General features: G+C 64.7%; 16 protein-coding genes. 3 read left to right on the forward strand and 13 right to left on the reverse strand.

Going from position 1 to position 17080, the window contains the following annotated elements; all coding sequences use genetic code 11:
• Positions 1 to 864, forward strand: an 864-nt coding sequence (locus NDO48_RS25225) for an aldehyde dehydrogenase family protein (protein ID WP_267322609.1), incomplete at its 5' end; no start/stop codon positions are given.
• 70 nt (positions 865 to 934) lie between these two features.
• Here NDO48_RS25225 and NDO48_RS25230 read toward each other — a convergent pair.
• Genes NDO48_RS25230 through NDO48_RS25255 form a run of 6 tightly spaced genes read right to left on the reverse strand, consistent with a single transcriptional unit; the run spans position 935 to position 7960 of the window.
• Complete coding sequence (locus NDO48_RS25230; RefSeq protein ID WP_267322610.1) at positions 935 to 1366, reverse strand: MarR family winged helix-turn-helix transcriptional regulator; 432 nt, start codon at positions 1364 to 1366, stop codon at positions 935 to 937.
• Entirely contained in the window at positions 1363 to 1947 is a 585-nt protein-coding gene (locus NDO48_RS25235) for an amino acid synthesis family protein (RefSeq protein ID WP_267322611.1), read from the reverse strand. The genes NDO48_RS25230 and NDO48_RS25235 overlap by 4 nt, the downstream gene beginning before the upstream one ends.
• Positions 1940 to 2821, reverse strand: coding sequence for a UPF0280 family protein (locus tag NDO48_RS25240; RefSeq protein ID WP_267322612.1), 882 nt, complete (start codon positions 2819 to 2821; stop codon positions 1940 to 1942). The genes NDO48_RS25235 and NDO48_RS25240 overlap by 8 nt, the downstream gene beginning before the upstream one ends.
• Positions 2818 to 4353 carry a 6-hydroxynicotinate reductase gene (locus tag NDO48_RS25245; RefSeq protein ID WP_267322613.1) on the reverse strand — a complete coding sequence of 512 codons (1536 nt, stop codon included), beginning with the start codon at positions 4351 to 4353 and terminating at the stop codon, positions 2818 to 2820. The genes NDO48_RS25240 and NDO48_RS25245 overlap by 4 nt, the downstream gene beginning before the upstream one ends.
• Entirely contained in the window at positions 4350 to 7106 is a 2757-nt protein-coding gene (locus NDO48_RS25250; protein WP_267322614.1) for a molybdopterin-dependent oxidoreductase, read from the reverse strand. The genes NDO48_RS25245 and NDO48_RS25250 overlap by 4 nt, the downstream gene beginning before the upstream one ends.
• The gene (locus NDO48_RS25255; RefSeq protein WP_267322615.1) at positions 7103 to 7960 is read right to left on the reverse strand and encodes an FAD binding domain-containing protein; all 858 of its coding nucleotides are present in this window, start codon (positions 7958 to 7960) and stop codon (positions 7103 to 7105) included. Before NDO48_RS25255 ends, NDO48_RS25250 begins: the two co-directional genes overlap by 4 nt.
• A 174-nt stretch (positions 7961 to 8134) precedes the next feature.
• On the opposite strand from NDO48_RS25255, the gene pncA reads away from it, so the two are divergent.
• Positions 8135 to 8734, forward strand: coding sequence for a bifunctional nicotinamidase/pyrazinamidase (gene pncA / locus NDO48_RS25260; RefSeq protein WP_018425711.1), 600 nt, complete (start codon positions 8135 to 8137; stop codon positions 8732 to 8734).
• Between the two features lie 68 nt (positions 8735 to 8802).
• Positions 8803 to 10230, forward strand: coding sequence for a sodium:proton antiporter (locus NDO48_RS25265; RefSeq protein WP_018425712.1), 1428 nt, complete (start codon positions 8803 to 8805; stop codon positions 10228 to 10230).
• A gap of 79 nt (positions 10231 to 10309) precedes the next feature.
• Here NDO48_RS25265 and NDO48_RS25270 read toward each other — a convergent pair whose 3' ends face one another.
• The 7 genes from NDO48_RS25270 to NDO48_RS25300 form a co-directional block, all read right to left on the reverse strand.
• Entirely contained in the window at positions 10310 to 11017 is a 708-nt protein-coding gene (locus NDO48_RS25270; RefSeq protein WP_018425713.1) for an ABC transporter ATP-binding protein, read from the reverse strand.
• Entirely contained in the window at positions 11014 to 11751 is a 738-nt protein-coding gene (locus NDO48_RS25275) for an ABC transporter ATP-binding protein (protein ID WP_267322616.1), read from the reverse strand. The genes NDO48_RS25270 and NDO48_RS25275 overlap by 4 nt, the downstream gene beginning before the upstream one ends.
• Entirely contained in the window at positions 11748 to 12710 is a 963-nt protein-coding gene (locus NDO48_RS25280; protein WP_018425715.1) for a branched-chain amino acid ABC transporter permease, read from the reverse strand. The genes NDO48_RS25275 and NDO48_RS25280 overlap by 4 nt, the downstream gene beginning before the upstream one ends.
• On the reverse strand, positions 12707 to 13588 hold the full coding sequence (locus NDO48_RS25285; RefSeq protein ID WP_267322617.1) for a branched-chain amino acid ABC transporter permease: 882 nt from the start codon (positions 13586 to 13588) through the stop codon (positions 12707 to 12709). The genes NDO48_RS25280 and NDO48_RS25285 overlap by 4 nt, the downstream gene beginning before the upstream one ends.
• Before the next feature lie 169 nt (positions 13589 to 13757).
• Entirely contained in the window at positions 13758 to 15062 is a 1305-nt protein-coding gene (locus NDO48_RS25290; RefSeq protein ID WP_267322618.1) for an ABC transporter substrate-binding protein, read from the reverse strand.
• Positions 15063 to 15208: 146 nt separating this feature from the next.
• A complete protein-coding gene (locus NDO48_RS25295; protein ID WP_267322619.1) occupies positions 15209 to 16627 on the reverse strand; it encodes a hypothetical protein in 1419 nt (472 codons plus the stop codon).
• Positions 16628 to 16710: 83 nt separating this feature from the next.
• Positions 16711 to 17073: a hypothetical protein gene (locus NDO48_RS25300; RefSeq protein ID WP_018425719.1), complete on the reverse strand. Its 363-nt coding sequence runs from the start codon at positions 17071 to 17073 to the stop codon at positions 16711 to 16713.
• Positions 17074 to 17080 lie beyond the last annotated feature (7 nt).

Below are 17080 nucleotides of genomic sequence, written 5' to 3' on the forward strand. Positions count from 1 at the left end.
GCCGCCCGCGACAATGGCGAGACGCCAGGCATCGACCGCACCGCCAAGCTGTTCATTGGTGGCAAGCAGGTGCGCCCTGACGGCAACTATGCGCTGCCGGTGCTGACCTCCAAGGGCAAGCTCGCGGGCGAGGTCGGTCTCGGCAGCCGCAAGGACATCCGCGACGCGGTCTCGGCAGCCAGAGCCTGCAAGGCCTGGCCGGAGGCGACCGCCTACAACCGGGCGCAGGTTCTTTATTACCTCGCCGAAAACCTCTCCGGCCGCACCGAAGAGTTTGCGGCCCGCATCGTCGAACTGACCGGTGCCAGCCACAAGGCCGCCAAGGCCGAAGTCGAACAATCCATCGAACGGCTGTTCTGGTATGCCGGCATGGCCGACAAGTTCGAGGGCAGGGTGCACCAGCCGCCGGCACGCACGGTGACATTGGCGCTGCATGAGCCCGTCGGCGTCATCGGCATCGTCGCCCCTGACGAGGCGCCGCTGCTCGGCCTGATCTCGCTGCTCGCTCCGGCACTTGCCATGGGCAACACCACAGTCGTGGTGCCCTCGACCACGGCCCCGCTGGTTGCCACCGACCTCTACCAGGTGCTCGAATATTCCGACATTCCCGCCGGTGCGATCAACATCGTCACCGGGCACACGGCGGAACTCACAGCGGTCCTTGCCAAACACGATGACGTCGACGGCCTCTGGGTCGTCGCCGAAGCCGAGATCTGTGCCACGGCGGAAGCGGAATCGACGGGCAACCTCAAGCGCGTCTGGACCGGCCACGGTCGTTGCCTCGACTGGCCAACCGCCCAGGGCGAAGCCTTCCTCCGCCGTGCCATCGAGGTCAAAAACGTCTGGGTCCCATACGGCGACTGAGGCAATAGGGGCATCAAGGAGTGGGGAGTGAAGCGACAGGGAAGCCCGACCGCCTCGCTCCCCAATCTCTTCAGCTTATTTTCGTCAGCAGACTGATCAAGGTCGCTGCATCCTTCTCTGTCAGTGGCGCCATGGTTTCCTCTGTTATTTGCCGCGCCAACGGCACCAGATCTTCGACGGCGCGGCGGCCTTCGTCGGTCAGTCGAACCTGCAGGCGGCGCTTGTCGACCTCGTGCTTGCTGAGCTGGACAAGCCCGCGCGCCGCCAGCCGGTCGATCACACCCTTCACCGTCGCTGCGTCCATGGCGATCAGCATGCCCAACTGGTTCTGCGAGGTCTCGCCCATGTCGCGCAGCTTGGCGAGCGCTGCAAACTGCGGCGGCGTCAGATCGGCGATGTGCGAAGCGAAGATCGCCACGTGCCGCTGGTGGGCCTTGCGCAGGATGAAGCCGATCTGGTCCTGCAGCCGGTAGCCGCCGGCATCGGGATCCACGGGGCTCACCTGAGCCCATCCTGGGCCGAGATGTCCTCAGCCCTGAGCCCGCCCATGCGGTTGTGAACGCGCGGGCCACAGCTCATGACCAGCGCGAAGACGATCTCGTCAGAGCGCGGTCCATCGGGAACACCCACTTCCATGGCGTCGAAATGGCTGCGCACATAGGCGGCATTGATGTGGCCGATCGGTACATCGATGCGCGCGCCGAAGGCGCCGACCTTCTTGGCCGAAGGTACGATCGCCTTGGCCTCGCCCAACCTTTCGCGCATAGCATAGCCGCCGGGCACATGCCACAGCGCACCATGCTCCAGCTCTCCCGCCGATCCGACGATGGCGCCCTTGCCGTAGCCGTCGATGGCCTTGATGTCGCCGCCGAGGGCTTCGATCAGCCGATCCGTGAGCCTCAGGCCGAGCGCTTTGAGGTCTTCCATCGCGTCTTGCAGTTCCTCGACATAGCGTCCGGCGAAGGGGTTTTTCACCACAGCGAGCGCTGCCGCGCGTCGTCGCGGCACCGCAGCCGGCGGCCCGCCATCGTGAAAGATGTCCTCGACAATGACTGCAGTCTTTCGGATCGGAAAATCAGGCATCGACAGGTTCCCCCCTTGTCTCACCCAGGAAAGCGGCAAGCCCGGGCTTGCTGCGGATGCGGTAGTGACCTCCAAGAAATAGCGCTGCGGACTGGATCGACCCTTGCCGCATGAAAATATCCGCCACCGTGCTCCCGGCCTCAAGTGCAGTGGTGATTTCGTCGTCGTCCAGCGCGCCGATATCGACGGTGACGAGCCTGTCGCCGAGGTCGCTGTCGGGCGCTAGCTCGCGGGCCGATCGGCGCGCGACTTTGGGATGGCCGGGCAGGTCGATGGCGTTGGCGATCAATGTGGCTGCTGCATCGGCGGCGGCGCCGGTTCTGGCGAGCACAGTGACGGCATCGGCGATGCCGAGCGAGAAGCTGCGTCCGCGCCAGCCGCTGGTGGCAATGCCGCGAACCGGATCTTCGGCAGGGATCGTCAGGCGGTCGGCCAGGCCGCGGCCCGTACCGGCTATGGCCACGTCGATCCTGTGGCCGGGAGCGATGTGCAGCGCGATGTCGCCGCCATTGTTGACATAGGCGCGACTGAGGCTGCGGCCGAAAGTCATCGAGGCAAGTATCTCGTCGGCTACGGAACCGGCCACGGCCGCCATTGGCGTGATGAAAACATCGGCCAGCGGAGCGACGGCGGCCTCCATGCGTCGTGCCGTCGGGCCGCTGAACTGCCTGACGACACGGCCGGCAGGGCGGCGCAGGTTGGCGAGTTCCGCGACCAGTTCCCCGAGCATCGTCTCAAAGCGGGCTGCACCTTGCCGGTAGGCTGCCTGCACTTCGGCCGGATCGCCGAAGGCCTGGACGATCAGGTCGATTGGTCCGTGGTGGAAATGCAGACGCCGCCCGTCGGGCAGCCACGCGATTTCGGGTGCATTCATGGCGAACCGCCCGGCGCAGTCCGGCGCAGATGCGCCAGCGGTGGCCAGGGGTTGTTGGTCCCGGCCGATCCAGTCGCCCGTTCGTTGAAATAGGCGCCGCCGCGCCGGACTACGTCGTCGACGCTGCGGATTTCGGCCTCATAGCCGCCGAGCGCCAGATAGTGGTCTTTGCGCAGCGTGAATTCGATGGGCGCTACCAGCGCCGGCGTCGGCACATAGCCGAAGGCGCCGTCGGGCACCCTGATGACGTCGACCATCAGCGTGATGCCGCCGCCTGGCCAGACATAGACAGGCGCGCCGCCGACCGTGACGTAGGTTTGCAACAACTGCACCGACCGGGTCAGGTTGACGGGGTTTTCGGTGACGCCGGCCCTGAGGCTGCCGCCGGCACCGCCGATGAACAGCACGGTACACAAGGCCGGCTCGCAATTGTCCTCGATCAGCCGGACCGATTTCCGGAGACGGTCTGGGAATGGTTTTGCGACAGGCCGAAGGTCGCCGTCGAGTTCGTAATAGGCGAACTGCTCGCCCGTCGTTGACACCATCAGCAGCGAGAGACCCGGCCGTGCCCCTTTCTTGGCGTTCCATTCGCCCAATATGTCGAGCGGATCGGAGATCGACGTGCCGCCCCAGCCGAGCCCCGGCTCCGACACCTTGAAATAGCGCCCCGGCGTCGAGCGCCGGCCAAGGATCTTGATTCCCGTATCTTCCCAGCCGAGCACCTTGCCCGCTTGGTGCTCGGAGACGACGCCAGTGATGTGATCGTCGACCACCACCACTTCGTCGACCAGGCCGCGCCACTGGCTCGCGAACATGCCGATGGTTGCCGAACCGCAGCCGACGCGCATGCGATGCTCGGCGGTTCCATCGATCACAGGCGGCTGGCCAGCCTGCACGACGATCTTTGCGCCGCCGTCGATCTCAAGCTCCACCGCCCTCTTGCTGCAGAGATCGAGCAGGGTATCGCAGGTCACGCGGCCTTCCGACTTCGAGCCGCCGGTCAAATGATGCACGCCGCCGAGCGACAGCATCTGTGAGCCGTATTCGCCTGTCGTCACATGGCCGACGGCCTCGCCCTGGGCGCGAACCGTTGCAGTTTCCGCGCCGATGTGGCGGTCGGTGTCGATCTTCACCTTGACGCCGCAATAAGAGAAGATCCCTTCGGTGACGATGGTTACCAGATCGACGCCTTCGACCTCCTGGCTGACGATGAATGGCGCCGGTTTGTAGTCGGGATAGGTGGTGCCGGAACCGATGGCAGTGACGAAGCGCCTGGTGGTGTTGACCAGTTCGCCGTCCCAGGTCTCGCCACCAAACGGCACCACCGCTGCGCCATTTTCAACGGCATAGTCGAGCACGCGAACCGGGTCGCAGCGGACGATATGGCCGCCGAAATTGCCGTAGCGGTCGCAGGCGCCGGTGCGCCCCTCGGCGATGTAGCACATGACCGGGCAGGCATCGCAGCGCAGCTTGTCGCCTGACTGGCTGTTGCCGGGCTCATGGCCTTCGAAGCGTTCGGACAATTCGTTCATGACGACCGCACCCCACGCAATGCCTCCATGATACGCGTGGGCGTTGCCGGAACCTTGCGGACCGAAACGCCCGTGGCGTGGCGTATGGCATTGAGGATTGCCGGTGCCGTCGGGATCAGCACATGTTCGCCCAGGCCCTTGGCACCAAAGGGTCCTTCTGGGTCCGGAACTTCCACCAGTATGGTCTCGATTGATGGAACGTCGCCAATTGTAGGGATCAGATAGTCGTGCAGGTTCTCGGTGCGGCCGGGGATGTATTCCTCCATCAGCGCCATGCCGATGCCCTGGGCGATGCCGCCCTCGATTTGTCCCACGGCCAAAAGCGGATTGATCGCCTTGCCGACATCATGGGCGGCCGTGAATTTCCTGAGGCTGACCGTGCCCAGCCTGAGATCGATTTCAAGCTCGGCGATCTGCGCGCCGTAACCATAGACGGCATAGGGCTTGCCCTGGCCCTTGGCATCGAGCGGCAGGGTTGGCGGGTCGTAGCTTTCCTCGGCGGCGAAGACCAGTCCTCCCGCATCGCGCTCCAGCCTGGAGAGATCGATGTGGCGGCGTGTCTCGCCTTCCCAGACCGTCAGCATGCCGTTTTCGAGATGCAGCTTCGCGGCAGGTGAGGCATTGGCATGGCGCAGCAGCTTGTCGCGCAGCGCCCGCGCCGCCTTTTCCGCAGCCCTGCCCGAAACATAGGTCTGGCGCGACGCCGATGTCTTGCCGGCGTCGGGCGTGATCGCCGTATCGGCGCCGCGCAGCGTGAAATTCGAAAGCGGCAGGCCAAGTGCATCGGCGGCGATCTGGGCGATGACCGTGTTCGACCCCTGGCCGATGTCGACCGCGCCCTGATGCAGCACCACGTTGCCCTCTGCAGCGATGCCGAGCCGGATGGTCGAGGGATTTGGCAGCGAGGTGTTGCCGCAGCCATACCAGCAGGAGGCGATACCGACGCCACGCTTGATGCTCTCGCTCGCGGCATTGAATGCCTCAGCCTCATCAAGCGCGCGGCGCCAATGCGGTTCAAGCTTGTCCAGGCATTCGCCTATACCGACGCCGGCCTCGAGCCGCTGCCCTGTCACCGTTTCGCATCCGTTACGAAGTGCATTGTTCCGACGCAATTGCAGGCGATCGATGCCGAGCATGTCCGCCAGTTCGTCGAACAGCGTTTCCTGCATGATCGTCGCTTGCGGCACGCCGAAACCGCGAAAGGCACCGGAAATGGGCCCGTTGGTGTGGATGGCCCGGGCGCTGGCGCGGTAATTCGGCGTCACATAGGGGCCGCAGGCGTGGACCGGCACGCGGTTGGCGACGGTGGGACCGAAGCTGGCATAGGCGCCGGTGTTGAACTCGCCATCGAACACCATGCCGAGCACCATGCCGCGGGCATCCGCGCCGATTGTGGCGGTCATCGTGGCCGGATGGCGCTTGGTCGTCGAAGCCATGGATTCGGAACGGGTGTAGGCGAGTGCTGCCGGCCTGCCGGTCTTGAGCGCCACCAGCCCGATCAGCGGCTGCAGCGACACATCGATCTTGGAACCGAAGCCGCCGCCCGTTGCCGTCGGCACGATGCGCACCTTGTCCGTCGAAAGGCCTAAAATGCCGGCTGTTTCCTCGCGGTCAAGATGGGGCGCCTGGGTACAGGCGACGATGGTGAGCATGCCGTCCTCGGCAAATGCATAGCCGGCTTCCGGCTCGATATAGGCGTGCTCGACATAGGAGGTTTCGATCTGGCCTGTCACGGTGCAGGTTGCTGCGGCAAGTGCCGCGTCCGGCTCGCCGCGCTCAACGAAACCGCGCACCAGGACGTTGCCTGGCCTGTCGGCGTGCAGCAGGGCTGCATCGCTGGTTTGCGCCTGTGCCGGATCCAGCGTCGACGAGAGCTCCCGCCATTCGATCGGGAAGGTCGCCATGTCCAGGTCGCGTGCTGCCCAGGGCTCGCAGGCCACCAGCGCCACCGCCTCGCCGCGGAATCGCACTTCCGTCTCGGCCAGCGCCGGTTGATCGGCGAAGGAAGGGATGACGCCGAAGCGATTGACGCCGCCAATGTCGGCGGCGGTAAAGATGGCAACGATGCCGGGTGTGGCCTTGAAGGCGTCGAGATCGCTGAAGCGGAAGGCGGCGCGGTGGTAGGGCGAGCGCACGACCAGCACCGCCAGCGCGTCGGTAGGGAAGGAATCGCCGCCAAATTTTTCGCTGCCGGTGATCTTAGGCACGCCGTCGAGCCGGACGGGCGATGTCCCCACAGCGTGGCCAGCGGACGGGAGGTGCAAGTCGCAGTGCCTGGATGGCGATACGGAGCGCCACGCCTCCACCACCGCGTCGATGATCTTGCGATAGCCGGTGCAGCGGCAGAGCACGCCGCCGAGGGCGTCCCTGACCTGCTCCTCGCTCGGCTGCGCGACGTGCTCCAAAAGGGCCGTGGCGGCCATCAGCATGCCCGGCGTGCAGATGCCGCATTGGGCGGCGCCATGCGCCAGGAACGACGCCTGCAGGGCGGAAAGAGCCTGTTCGCCGAGGCCTTCGACGGTGCGGATGCTTGCGCCTTCCGCTGCCGCCGCCGGCATCAGGCAGGCGCAGACCGGCTGGTTGTCGAGCAGCACCGTGCAGGCGCCGCAGTCGCCGGCATCGCAGCCCACCTTGGTGCCGGTGAGCCCGAGTTCGTCGCGCAGCACCGAGGACAGCCGCCGCATCGGCGCAACCGACACCGATACGGGCGTGCCGTTGACCGCGAAGCTGATGGGCGCGCGGTCGGTCTTCATGCGGCTGCCCGCCTGTTCGTTTCGGCTGTCGCGGCAAGCAGGGCGCGAATGACGATTTCCCGCGCCGCCTCGCGCCGGTAGCCAGCGCTGCCGCGCACGTCGTCGATGGGCGCAAGTTCGTCGAACGAGATGCTGGCTGCGATTTCGGTGACGGCACCGGCAGGTTGGTCAACAAGTGCTGCCTCGAGCTTGCGCAGTCGTTGCGCGACCGCCGAGCAGGCGCCGACTGCGATGGCCGCCTGTGCGATCCGACCGTTGCCATCGAGCGCGAGCCTTGCCGCCGCCATGGCGATGGAGATGACAAGGTAGCGCCGGGCGCCGAGCTTGACGAAGGCGGATCGCCCTGCGGTCGCTGCCTTGGGTATCCGCACCGCCGTTACCAGTTCGTTCGGCAGCCTCGCTGTCCTGCGGTTGCCCAGAATGAAGGCGTGCAGAGGCAGGGCCCGGCTGCCCGAGGACGACTGCAGCTCGACTTCGGCGTCGAGCGTCATCAGAGGAGGAACGCCATCGGCAGCCGGCGAAGCATTGCAGAGATTGCCTGCCACGGTGGCGACGTTCTGGATTTGGATCGCACCTATCTCGCGCGCCGCCTGTTGCAGTGCCGCGAATGCCGGGGGCAACTCGGTATCGTGGATGTCGGTCCAGCTTGTTCGCGCACCGATGACGATGTGACCTGGGTTTTCGCGCAAGCCGCGCAGTTCAGCCAGTCCGTTGATGTCGAGGATGTCTTCCTGGAGCGGCTTACTGCCGAGGGCGGGGTAGAAATCCGTGGCCCCAGCCACCACCCTCCAGGCGCCTTCATCGAGAAGGGCCAGCGCTTCGTCGAGCGTCTTGGGTCTCGCGTAGCGTGTCACGCAATGCCTCCCGGCCGATAGCCGGTCAAATCATTCGCATGCAAAAGATAACCTTCGGCAACCTTTTGTCAAAGGCGGCGTGGAAGTGGCCGCCGCGCCAACTTGCTGGTTGACCTAAGCTGGCATCCGGCTCAGTTTCGGCGACCCCGAAAACCCTGTTCGTGAGGAGGTTCCATGGCCGCGGACGCGCTTATCGTCATCGACGTGCAGAACGACTTTTGTCCTGGCGGCGCGCTGGCCGTGTCGGGCGGCGATGAGATCATGCCGCTGGTCAACGACCTCATCCGCAACACCGAGCATGTGGTGCTGACCCAGGACTGGCACCCCGCGGGCCATTCGAGCTTCGCCTCGAGCCACCAGGGCCGTAATCCCTATGACACGATCGACATGCCTTATGGCCCGCAGACGCTGTGGCCGGACCATTGCATCCAAGGTAGCAAGGGCGCCGATTTCCACACCGGGCTTGCCTGGAGCAAGGCCGAATTGGTGATCCGCAAGGGTTATCGCCTGGGCATCGACAGTTATTCGGCCTTTTTCGAGAACGACCACCTGACGCCGACAGGGCTTGCCGGCTATCTGCGCGAGCGTGGCATCGGTGAGATTACGCTTGTCGGTCTCGCCACTGATTTCTGCGTGGGCTTTTCGGCGCTCGACGCAGTGGCACAGGGATTTGCCACCACTGTTCGGCTCGACGGATGCCGGGCGATCGACCTCAATGGGTCCCTTGACGCCATGATCGAGAGGATGCGCGCGGCAGGCGTCACGCTCGCCTGAGCGGGCTTCGCGGGGAAACGACGAAGATTTCGAAAAGTCCGGCGCCATACGTCGGCATGAGGGACTAAATGAGATTTGCGCGTGTTGCGGCTGCGTCACTGGCGCTGGCCGGCCTGCTGGGCAGTGCGGGGACGGCGTTGGCCGCCGAGCAGGGGCTGCCGGGGGCGTCGATGTCTCTTCTGTGGGCGCTGCCTTTCGCCGGCTTGTTGCTGTCGATCGCCACCGGACCGCTGCTTTACCCGCATGTGTGGGAACATCATTACGGCAAGATCGCAGCCGGCTGGGCAGCCCTGGTCGTCGTGCCGCTGGCGCTGTCCTTCGGCTTCGACGTGTCGATTGAGGCGGTGCTGCACACGCTGCTGCTCGAATACATGTCATTCATCATCCTCCTGTTTGCGCTGTTCGCCATCTCGGGCGGCATATTGTTGGCCGGCAATATCGAGGGCACGCCGCGGGTCAATGCTGGCCTGCTGTTGATAGGCGCGCTGCTGGCCTCGGTCGTCGGCACGACGGGCGCCTCGATGATCATGATCCGGCCGGTGATCCGGGCCAATGACAACCGGCCGTTCAACGCCCATGTCGTCGTTTTCTTCATTTTCTTGGTGTCCAACATCGGCGGCTCGCTGACGCCGCTCGGCGATCCGCCACTGTTTGTCGGCTTCCTGCGTGGCGTCGACTTCTTCTGGACGACAACCCATCTCTGGCGCGAGACTTTGCTGGTCGGCGGCATCGTGCTGACAGCCTTCCTCGTTGTCGACTGGCATTTCCATAGGCGCGAGCAGGGTCAGCCGAAGGTAAAGGACCCGACGCCGCATTCGAAGGTGCGCATCCGCGGCCTCGCCAACATTCTGCTGCTTGCAGGCGTCATCGCTGCGATCCTGCTTTCGGCGTCGTGGAAGCCTGGTGTCGAGTTCTCGGTCTATGGCGTCCATGTCGAGCTACAGAACCTCGTCCGCGACGTCATTATCCTGGTGCTGGCCTTTGTTTCGCTGGTGGTCACTCGCAAGGAATACCGCGCTGCCAACGGCTTCTCCTGGGGCCCGATAACAGAAGTCGCCAAGCTGTTTGCCGGCATCTTCATCTGCATCGTGCCTGTCATCGCCATCTTGCGCGCCGGGCTCGACGGGGCGTTTGCACCGCTGGTGTCGCTGGTCACCGGGCCAGGCGGCGAGCCCAACAACCTCGCCTATTTCTGGCTTACCGGCGCATTGTCGTCGTTCCTCGACAATGCGCCGACCTATCTCGTTTTCTTCGAGCTCGCCGGCGGCGATCCGCAGGCGCTGATGACGACCTTTGCCGGCACCCTGATGGCGATCTCGGCCGGTGCGGTGTTCATGGGCGCCAACACCTATATCGGCAACGCACCCAACTTCATGGTCTATGCCATCGCTAGGGAGAGCGGTGTCAGGATGCCTGGCTTCTTCGGCTACATGCTGTGGTCGGGCGCGGTGTTGATCCCGACCTTCCTGATCGCTGGGTTCGTGTTCTTCGGGTGAGGTACGTGGAGGTGTCGGGCGCCGCCCTAACCTCTCCCCACAAGTGGCACTTGCCCCTTGTTCCCGTCACTACGGGGAGCTACCCCACGCCGACATAGCGCCTTACCATTTCAGGGTCCTTGTGCAGCCGTGCGACGTCGACCGTCTCGCGATTGCGGCCGTTTTCGATGAAGGCGACGCGGTCGGCCAGCGACAGAACCGCATCGACGCGCTGTTCGACCAGGATGGTAGACACGCCGTGCTGGCGCAGGCTGGCCACCGTCTCGCGAATGCGCGCGATCATCGACGGCATCAACCCTTCGGTCGGCTCGTCGAGCAGCAGCACGTCGGGTTCGAGGCAGAGCGCGCGCGCCATGGCCAGCATCTGCTGCTCGCCCCCCGACAGCGTGCCGGAGCGCTGCTTCAGCCGTTCGCGTAGCACCGGGAACAGGTCTAGGACCGCCTCGCGGGTCACGGCGCCCTTGCGCCGCGTCATCAGCCCGATTTCGATGTTTTCGGCGACGGTGAGTTCGGCAAACAGACGCCGGCCCTGCGGCACATAGGCGATGCCGGCCCTGGGCACCTCATGCGCAGGCAACTCGGTGAGCTCCCGCCCGCCGCGCCGGATCGAGCCGGCCCGCGCCCGCACCAGTCCCATGATCGCCTTCAGCGTCGTGGTCTTGCCCGCGCCATTACGGCCGAGCAGGCACAAAACCTCGCCCTTGTTCAGCTCGAGGTCGAGCCCGTGTAGCACCTGCACCTCGCCATAGAAGCAATCGAGCCCTGAAATCGTCAGCACGGCACTCATGCGCCGGCCTCCCCGATGGTGCCGAGATAGGCCTCTTGCACCGCCGCATTGGCGCGGATTTCCGGCGGCGTGCCTTCGGCGAGAATACGCCCGGCGTTGAGAACGGTGATGCGGTGGGCGAGCGCCATCACCACCTGCATGTTGTGTTCGATCAAGAGCACCGTCGCGTCCCTGGAGATGTCGCGTACCAGGGTGATGAAGCCTTCGATCTCGCTGTCCGCCAGTCCTTGCGTCGGCTCGTCGAGGATGAGCAGCCGCGGCTTCAGCGCCAGCCCCATGGCGACTTCCAGCAGGCGCTGATGGCCATAGGCCAGTGTGCCCGCCGGGATGTCGGCGCGCGAGCCAAGCCCGACACGCTCCAGCGCCTGCATCACCCCTTGCCGCACCGCCCCGCGTGAGCGGCCGTCGGTCAAGGTCCGCTGCAGCGGCAGGGCGACATTGTCATAGACAGAGAGATTGGCGAAGACGCTGGTGATCTGGAAGGTGTAGGCGATGCCGCGCCGGACCCTAAGATGAGCCGGCATGTCGGTGATGTCCTCGCCGTCGAAGACGATTGTGCCCGCACTCGGCGCGTAGCGGCCGCACACCAGGCTGACGAAGGTGGTCTTGCCGGCGCCGTTGGGTCCGATGACAGCCCGGATCTCGCCGGGCACAACCGAAAAATCGACATCGTCGACGGCGCGCAGGCCACCGAATTGGCGCGACAGGTTCCTGACGACAAGCAACGGCGTCATGGCAACCACCTGACCCAGCGCTCCCGCACCGTGCCAAGCACGCCTTTGCGGAAATAGAGCACCAGAAGGATCAGCACCACGCCGACCACCAGCATGTAGGCCGAGGTGTAGCCGCTGGCGATGTCGATGACGTAGTACATGAACAGGGTGCCGATCAGCGGCCCGAGCGTCGTCGCAGCGCCGCCGAGCAGCACCCAGAGCAGCGGCAGGATCGAATATTGCACCGAAGCGAAGGTCGAGCCGACATAGCCGAACAAGAGCGCATAGGCGGCACCGGCAGCGGCGCAGATGACGCCCGAGGTCACCACCGCCGCCAGCTTGTTTGTGAAGGTGTCGTAGCCGAGCATCCTGGTGCGCTCCTCGTTCTCGCGGATCGCCACCAGCACGCGGCCATGGCGCGAACGCACAACGGCGAGCGTGGCAAACAGAACGATGGCGAACAGGGCAACCGCGAGAAGATAACGCGTCGTCGGATTGGTGAGATCGAGCGTGGTCTCGCCCAAGGCGACCTGCCTTGCCTGCTGCTGCAGCACCAGCCCTTCGTCGCCGCGCGTCCATTCGCCGAAATAGAGCGTGACGAGATAAAACACCTGCGCGAACATCATGGTGACGATCATGAAGGCGACGCCCGATGTCCTGAGCGCGAGCAGGCCGATCCCTGCCGAGACCACTAGGCCGGCGGCGAGGCCCGAGGCGAAGGCGGCAGGCACGCCCCAGCCGAGATGGTAGAGCGGCAGGCCGGCGCCGTAGAGCCCGGCGGCGAAGAACATGGCGTGGCCGAGGCTGAGCAGCCCGGCATAACCGAACAGCATGTTGTAGCCCATGGCAAAGACCGCGAGCACCAACACCCTTGCCAGCACGGCATGGTGATACTCGGGCAGGGCGAAGTTGAGCGCGACGAGCAGAGCGATGACCGCCGCATGCAGGGCGTAGACCTTAGCCGTCCCGTCGCCGCTCATTTCGTCGCCGCTCCGAACAGGCCCTGCGGGCGGAACACCAGCACCAGGGCGACGAGCAGCGTGGCGATGATCTTGGCCAATGTCGGCGAGAAGAACACCGAAATGATGCCATCGGAGACGCCGATCAGGAGCGCCGCCACCACGGTGCCGCGCAGCGAGCCGAGCCCGCCGACAATGACGACGATGAAGGACAGGAGCAGCGGGTCGAGCCCCATCAGGTAATGGGCCTGGCTGATCGGCACGATCAGCACCGCAGCGATTGCCGCCAGCATGGCACCGAGCGCGAATACCGCGCCATAGACACGTCCGACCGGGATGCCGAAGGCCTGCGCCGTCTCGCGGTCATGTTGGGTGGCGCGCATCACCAGCCCGATCCTGGTGCGGGTCAAGACGAACCAGGCGGCAATCAAAAGCAGTGCCGAAGCTGCGATGATCGACAGCTTGTAGCCAGAATAGCCGAACCATGGCAGTTGGATGCGGTAGTTGAACGGCGGCGTCACCGGCCGCGCTTCCGGACCGTAGAAGGTCAGCGCCAGCTGCTGGATGATGTAGAGCAGGCCGATGGTGGCGACGATCGTTGCTTCGGGGTTGTACTCGATCCGGCTGAGCACCAGCCGCTCCGATATCCAGGCGACGAAGCCCACGATCAGCGGCGACAGCACCAGAGCGGCAGCAAAACCCAGTGCCGGATGGCCGGTGACGGCTGACGTGATCGCCCAGGCGAGCACTGCGCCCAGCATGAAGAACTCGCCATGCGCGACATTGACGATGCGCATGACGCCGAAGACCAACGACAGGCCAAGTGCCGTCAAAGCAAGCACCGCAGAGGTGACGAGGCCTTCGAGCGTGGCCAACAGGAGGTGGGGTAAGAAGGGCATTCAGGTGTCGATTGTCCGGCAATGGCAGCGCTGCCCCTCACCCTTACCCTCTCCCCGTAAACGGGGCGAGGGGGGCGTCAGCGTTGCGGCCATCCTCCTTCTCCCCGTTCTGCGGGGAGAAGGTCCCGGCAGGGGGATGACGGGCAGCACCGGCATTGGCATCTTCAGCTCACAGCGGCTGCGTCGTGTAGTCCGCCTCGGGTGCGTAGATGCCGTCCTCGATCGATGTCCGGTGCACGACGTTGAGCTTGCCGCCTTCGACCTTGGAGATGTTCTGGTGGCCGAAGACCTGATGGATCTTGCCGTTGAAGATCTTGTCGCCTTGCGGATGCTCCGGCCCTTCCTTGAACTCGGTCAGCGCCTCGGTCGCCTCGACCAGCTTGGCGCGGTCCTCGGGGCCCTTGTAGCCTGCGTCTTCCATCGCCTTCTTGATGACGTAGAGCGTCTCCCAGCAGCCGAACATGTGGGCGGCGGTGGAGACGTCCTTTGGATCGCTCACCGAGGCGCCGTTGTCGTCGATGCCGACTGCCTTGCGATAGGCTTTCTGCGCCTCGCTGTCATTGGCCTGCGCATAGCGCGGCGAGCCTTCCCAGAAATGGCTGCCATCGAGGAATTCGAGCCCTGGGCTGTTGATGTCGACCGCTTCGAGCGAGTCGATGAAGCCGAACAGCTGCGGCTTGTTCGAGCCGTAGAACTCGCCCAGTTCCTTGACGAAGGTCAAGACGCCGGGGCCGACCATGACGTGGTACAGCACCTCGGTATGCGCCGGGATCTGCGGCAGGTATTTGGTGAACGAGCTTTCCGTCGGCGGGATCGGGATCTGGGCGATCACGTCGCCGCCCTGCGCCTTGATGGCGGGGCCGAAATAGTCGCGGTGATCGTAGCCGAAGGCATAATCGGGATAGATCATCGTCACCTTCTTGCCGAGGTTGGCCGCGACCCATGGCGCGACCGAGGTGACCTGCGAGCGCACGTCGGTGATCCCGGGCTGGAACACCCAGCGGTTCATCTTGCCCGAAGCGACGTGATAGCCCTCGCTGACCACGTAATAGGGGATCTTGAGCTCGCCGGCGGTCGGTGCAGAGCCGACGACCACATGGGAAAACAGCGTGCCATAGACCACGTCCGTCTTGTGCTGTGAGGCGAACTTGCCGACCACCTCGGCGCCGCGCTTGGGGTCGGTGCCGTCATCCTCGACGATGATCTCGACTGGGCGGCCATTGATGCCGCCGGCATCGTTGATGAGCTTGACCGCGGCATTGGTCGTCTTCTCGTACCAGCGGCCATAGGCGGCGCCGATGCCGGTGCGATGCGCCTGGAAACCGATCTTGATCGGTGCCGACGACTGCGCCTGCGAGTAGCGCACGAAACCCGGGGCTGCCATCAGGCCGGCGCCCGCGGCGATTCCCTTGAGCGCCGCGCGGCGCGAGATGTTTTTCCTGCCGAGATCGAAGAAGCCGTTGCTGTCGGTCATGCCCTGTCCCCTTGTGCGCTTTTGACTGCCGATGCTGCGGATTGGAAGTCTTTGTTGGAGCGAAAACCGGATGCATGCAAACTAGATCACCGATCCTCGGGCTGGCAATAGAACCTTACCCAGGGTCAGCAACTCCTGCATTTGAACTATCCGGCAGTCGGGGTCGAGAGCAGCCACAGGCCAAAGACGGTGTAGCCGATCATCAGCAGCGTCAGCGGCAGCTGGCTCAGCGTTGCTCGGGCGGCCCTCGGGTGAAGCCGGTAGGCCAGCAAATGGGCTGCGAGTACGGCCAGCACATGGCCTCCGATGATGGCTGCGGCCTGCAGGTTCCACAGCCACCATGCCGAGTCCGCCCCCATCACGATGCCCGCCTCGACCGTCATACCGGCTGTGCCGAACAGGTTCCAGCCGCGGCCGAGCGGGTCGGACAAGGCGGCAATCGCATATTGGCCGTTGACCAGCAGCGACGTCAGATAGTGCGAGAAATGATAGGCAAGCGCGATCGGCACGATCGACCAGACCAACAGCCCGGCAGCCTTGGGCAGCGGCAACGTGCTGCGGACCAATCTCTCGCCGGCCAGCACGGCAATGAACCCGAGGCCGGCGAGCAGGACGAACATCGCCGCAAGCCCGGTGCTGTTGATGCCGATGAGCGACGAGCGGCCGGGGAATTCGAGCGGGTTGACGCCGTTCCAGCCGAGCCAGACGAAAGTCTTCGAAAAGCCGTCGAAGGAGACCGAGGCGAGCGTCAAAAGCAGAAACAGCGCGCCCGACAGCGGCAACGGCTCGACCCGGTCGAGCTTGGCGCCGGGCCAGCACAGCGCGAGCTTCAGCCTGTCGCCCTGCCGTTCGCCCTCGATGATGCCGAAGCGCGAGATCATGGCGAAGAAGGCCGAGAGGAATTCGCCCTGCCGGCTCCAGCGCTCGAAGCCTAAGGCGAGCATAAAGGCGAACGAAACGACCCAGTAGAGGCCTGCGGCGATGGCGAGGCGTTCGGGATCGTCGGGCGCCGGATCGATCAACTCGAACCAGGCGAAGGCGGAAAACAGCACGAAGGCCGGCCAGTAGCCGACCCATGCAGGAAACTTGAGCGCGCCCTCGCGGGGGGCTGCATTTCCCAGCACCTTGGCGATCAGCCGGTATGGCCCGTACCAGGGACTGAGCCAGCGCCAGGCATTGCCGGCGAGGCCCTGGACCAGCGTCAGGCCGACCCACAGCAGTGTCCAGACAACGAGGGGCAAGGGATTGGACAGCGGGTCGCGGCTGCCAAACAGGCCCGCGGCGAGCAGCATTGCAAAGCCCATGAAAGACAGCAGGCTCAAGGGCAAGGCAAGGTCCGGCACAGAGCCAAGGGCCAGCCGCTGCCGCCATACCGCGACAAGCCGCTGCGGCGGCACCAGAGCCAAGACAAGAAAGCTCGCGGCAACCGCAAACGCTGCGCCGGCCATGTAGTATCCGGTTGGAAGCAGCAGCACGTGGCTCCGGTCGGAGGCATGGGCGAAGGCAGGGGCGCTCGGCAACATTGCCGCAACGATTGCTGCCGAACGGCGGAGGACTTTGCCCATCGTTGTTGCAGGCTGCGTTTTCACGGTTTCAATGTGCCACATGTCGGTGGTGCTGGAGGACAACCGTATTCGGATCCAGTGCTTTAGTTCGTGGATTCGACCACGACGAAGCCGATCGCATAGCTGACGATCATGGCAAGGAAGAAGGCCGTGGACTTGGCGACTGCTATCATAGCATTCCCCACCGAGCGCGACCGGAACAGGTAGACCAGCAGTCCGAGCGCTGACGTTATCACCAGCAGCCACAGGTTCCACCGGGTCACCGAAACCGGGCGCGTCAGTGAATCCTGATAGCACCACTGCGCGACCAGCAGGCTGGACAGGAACGAGAAACCGATTTTGGTGGCTTGCCCTGAGATGGAGAGGGTATCGATCACGCCGAGGGCGAAATAGGTGACGAGCAACAGCAGGAGCACGATGGTCTTGCGGCTCGGAACCCACTTCATCCGTAGC

Origin of the sequence: Aminobacter sp. MET-1, from assembly GCF_026521175.1 — a bacterium.
Taxonomy (GTDB): domain Bacteria; phylum Pseudomonadota; class Alphaproteobacteria; order Rhizobiales; family Rhizobiaceae; genus Aminobacter.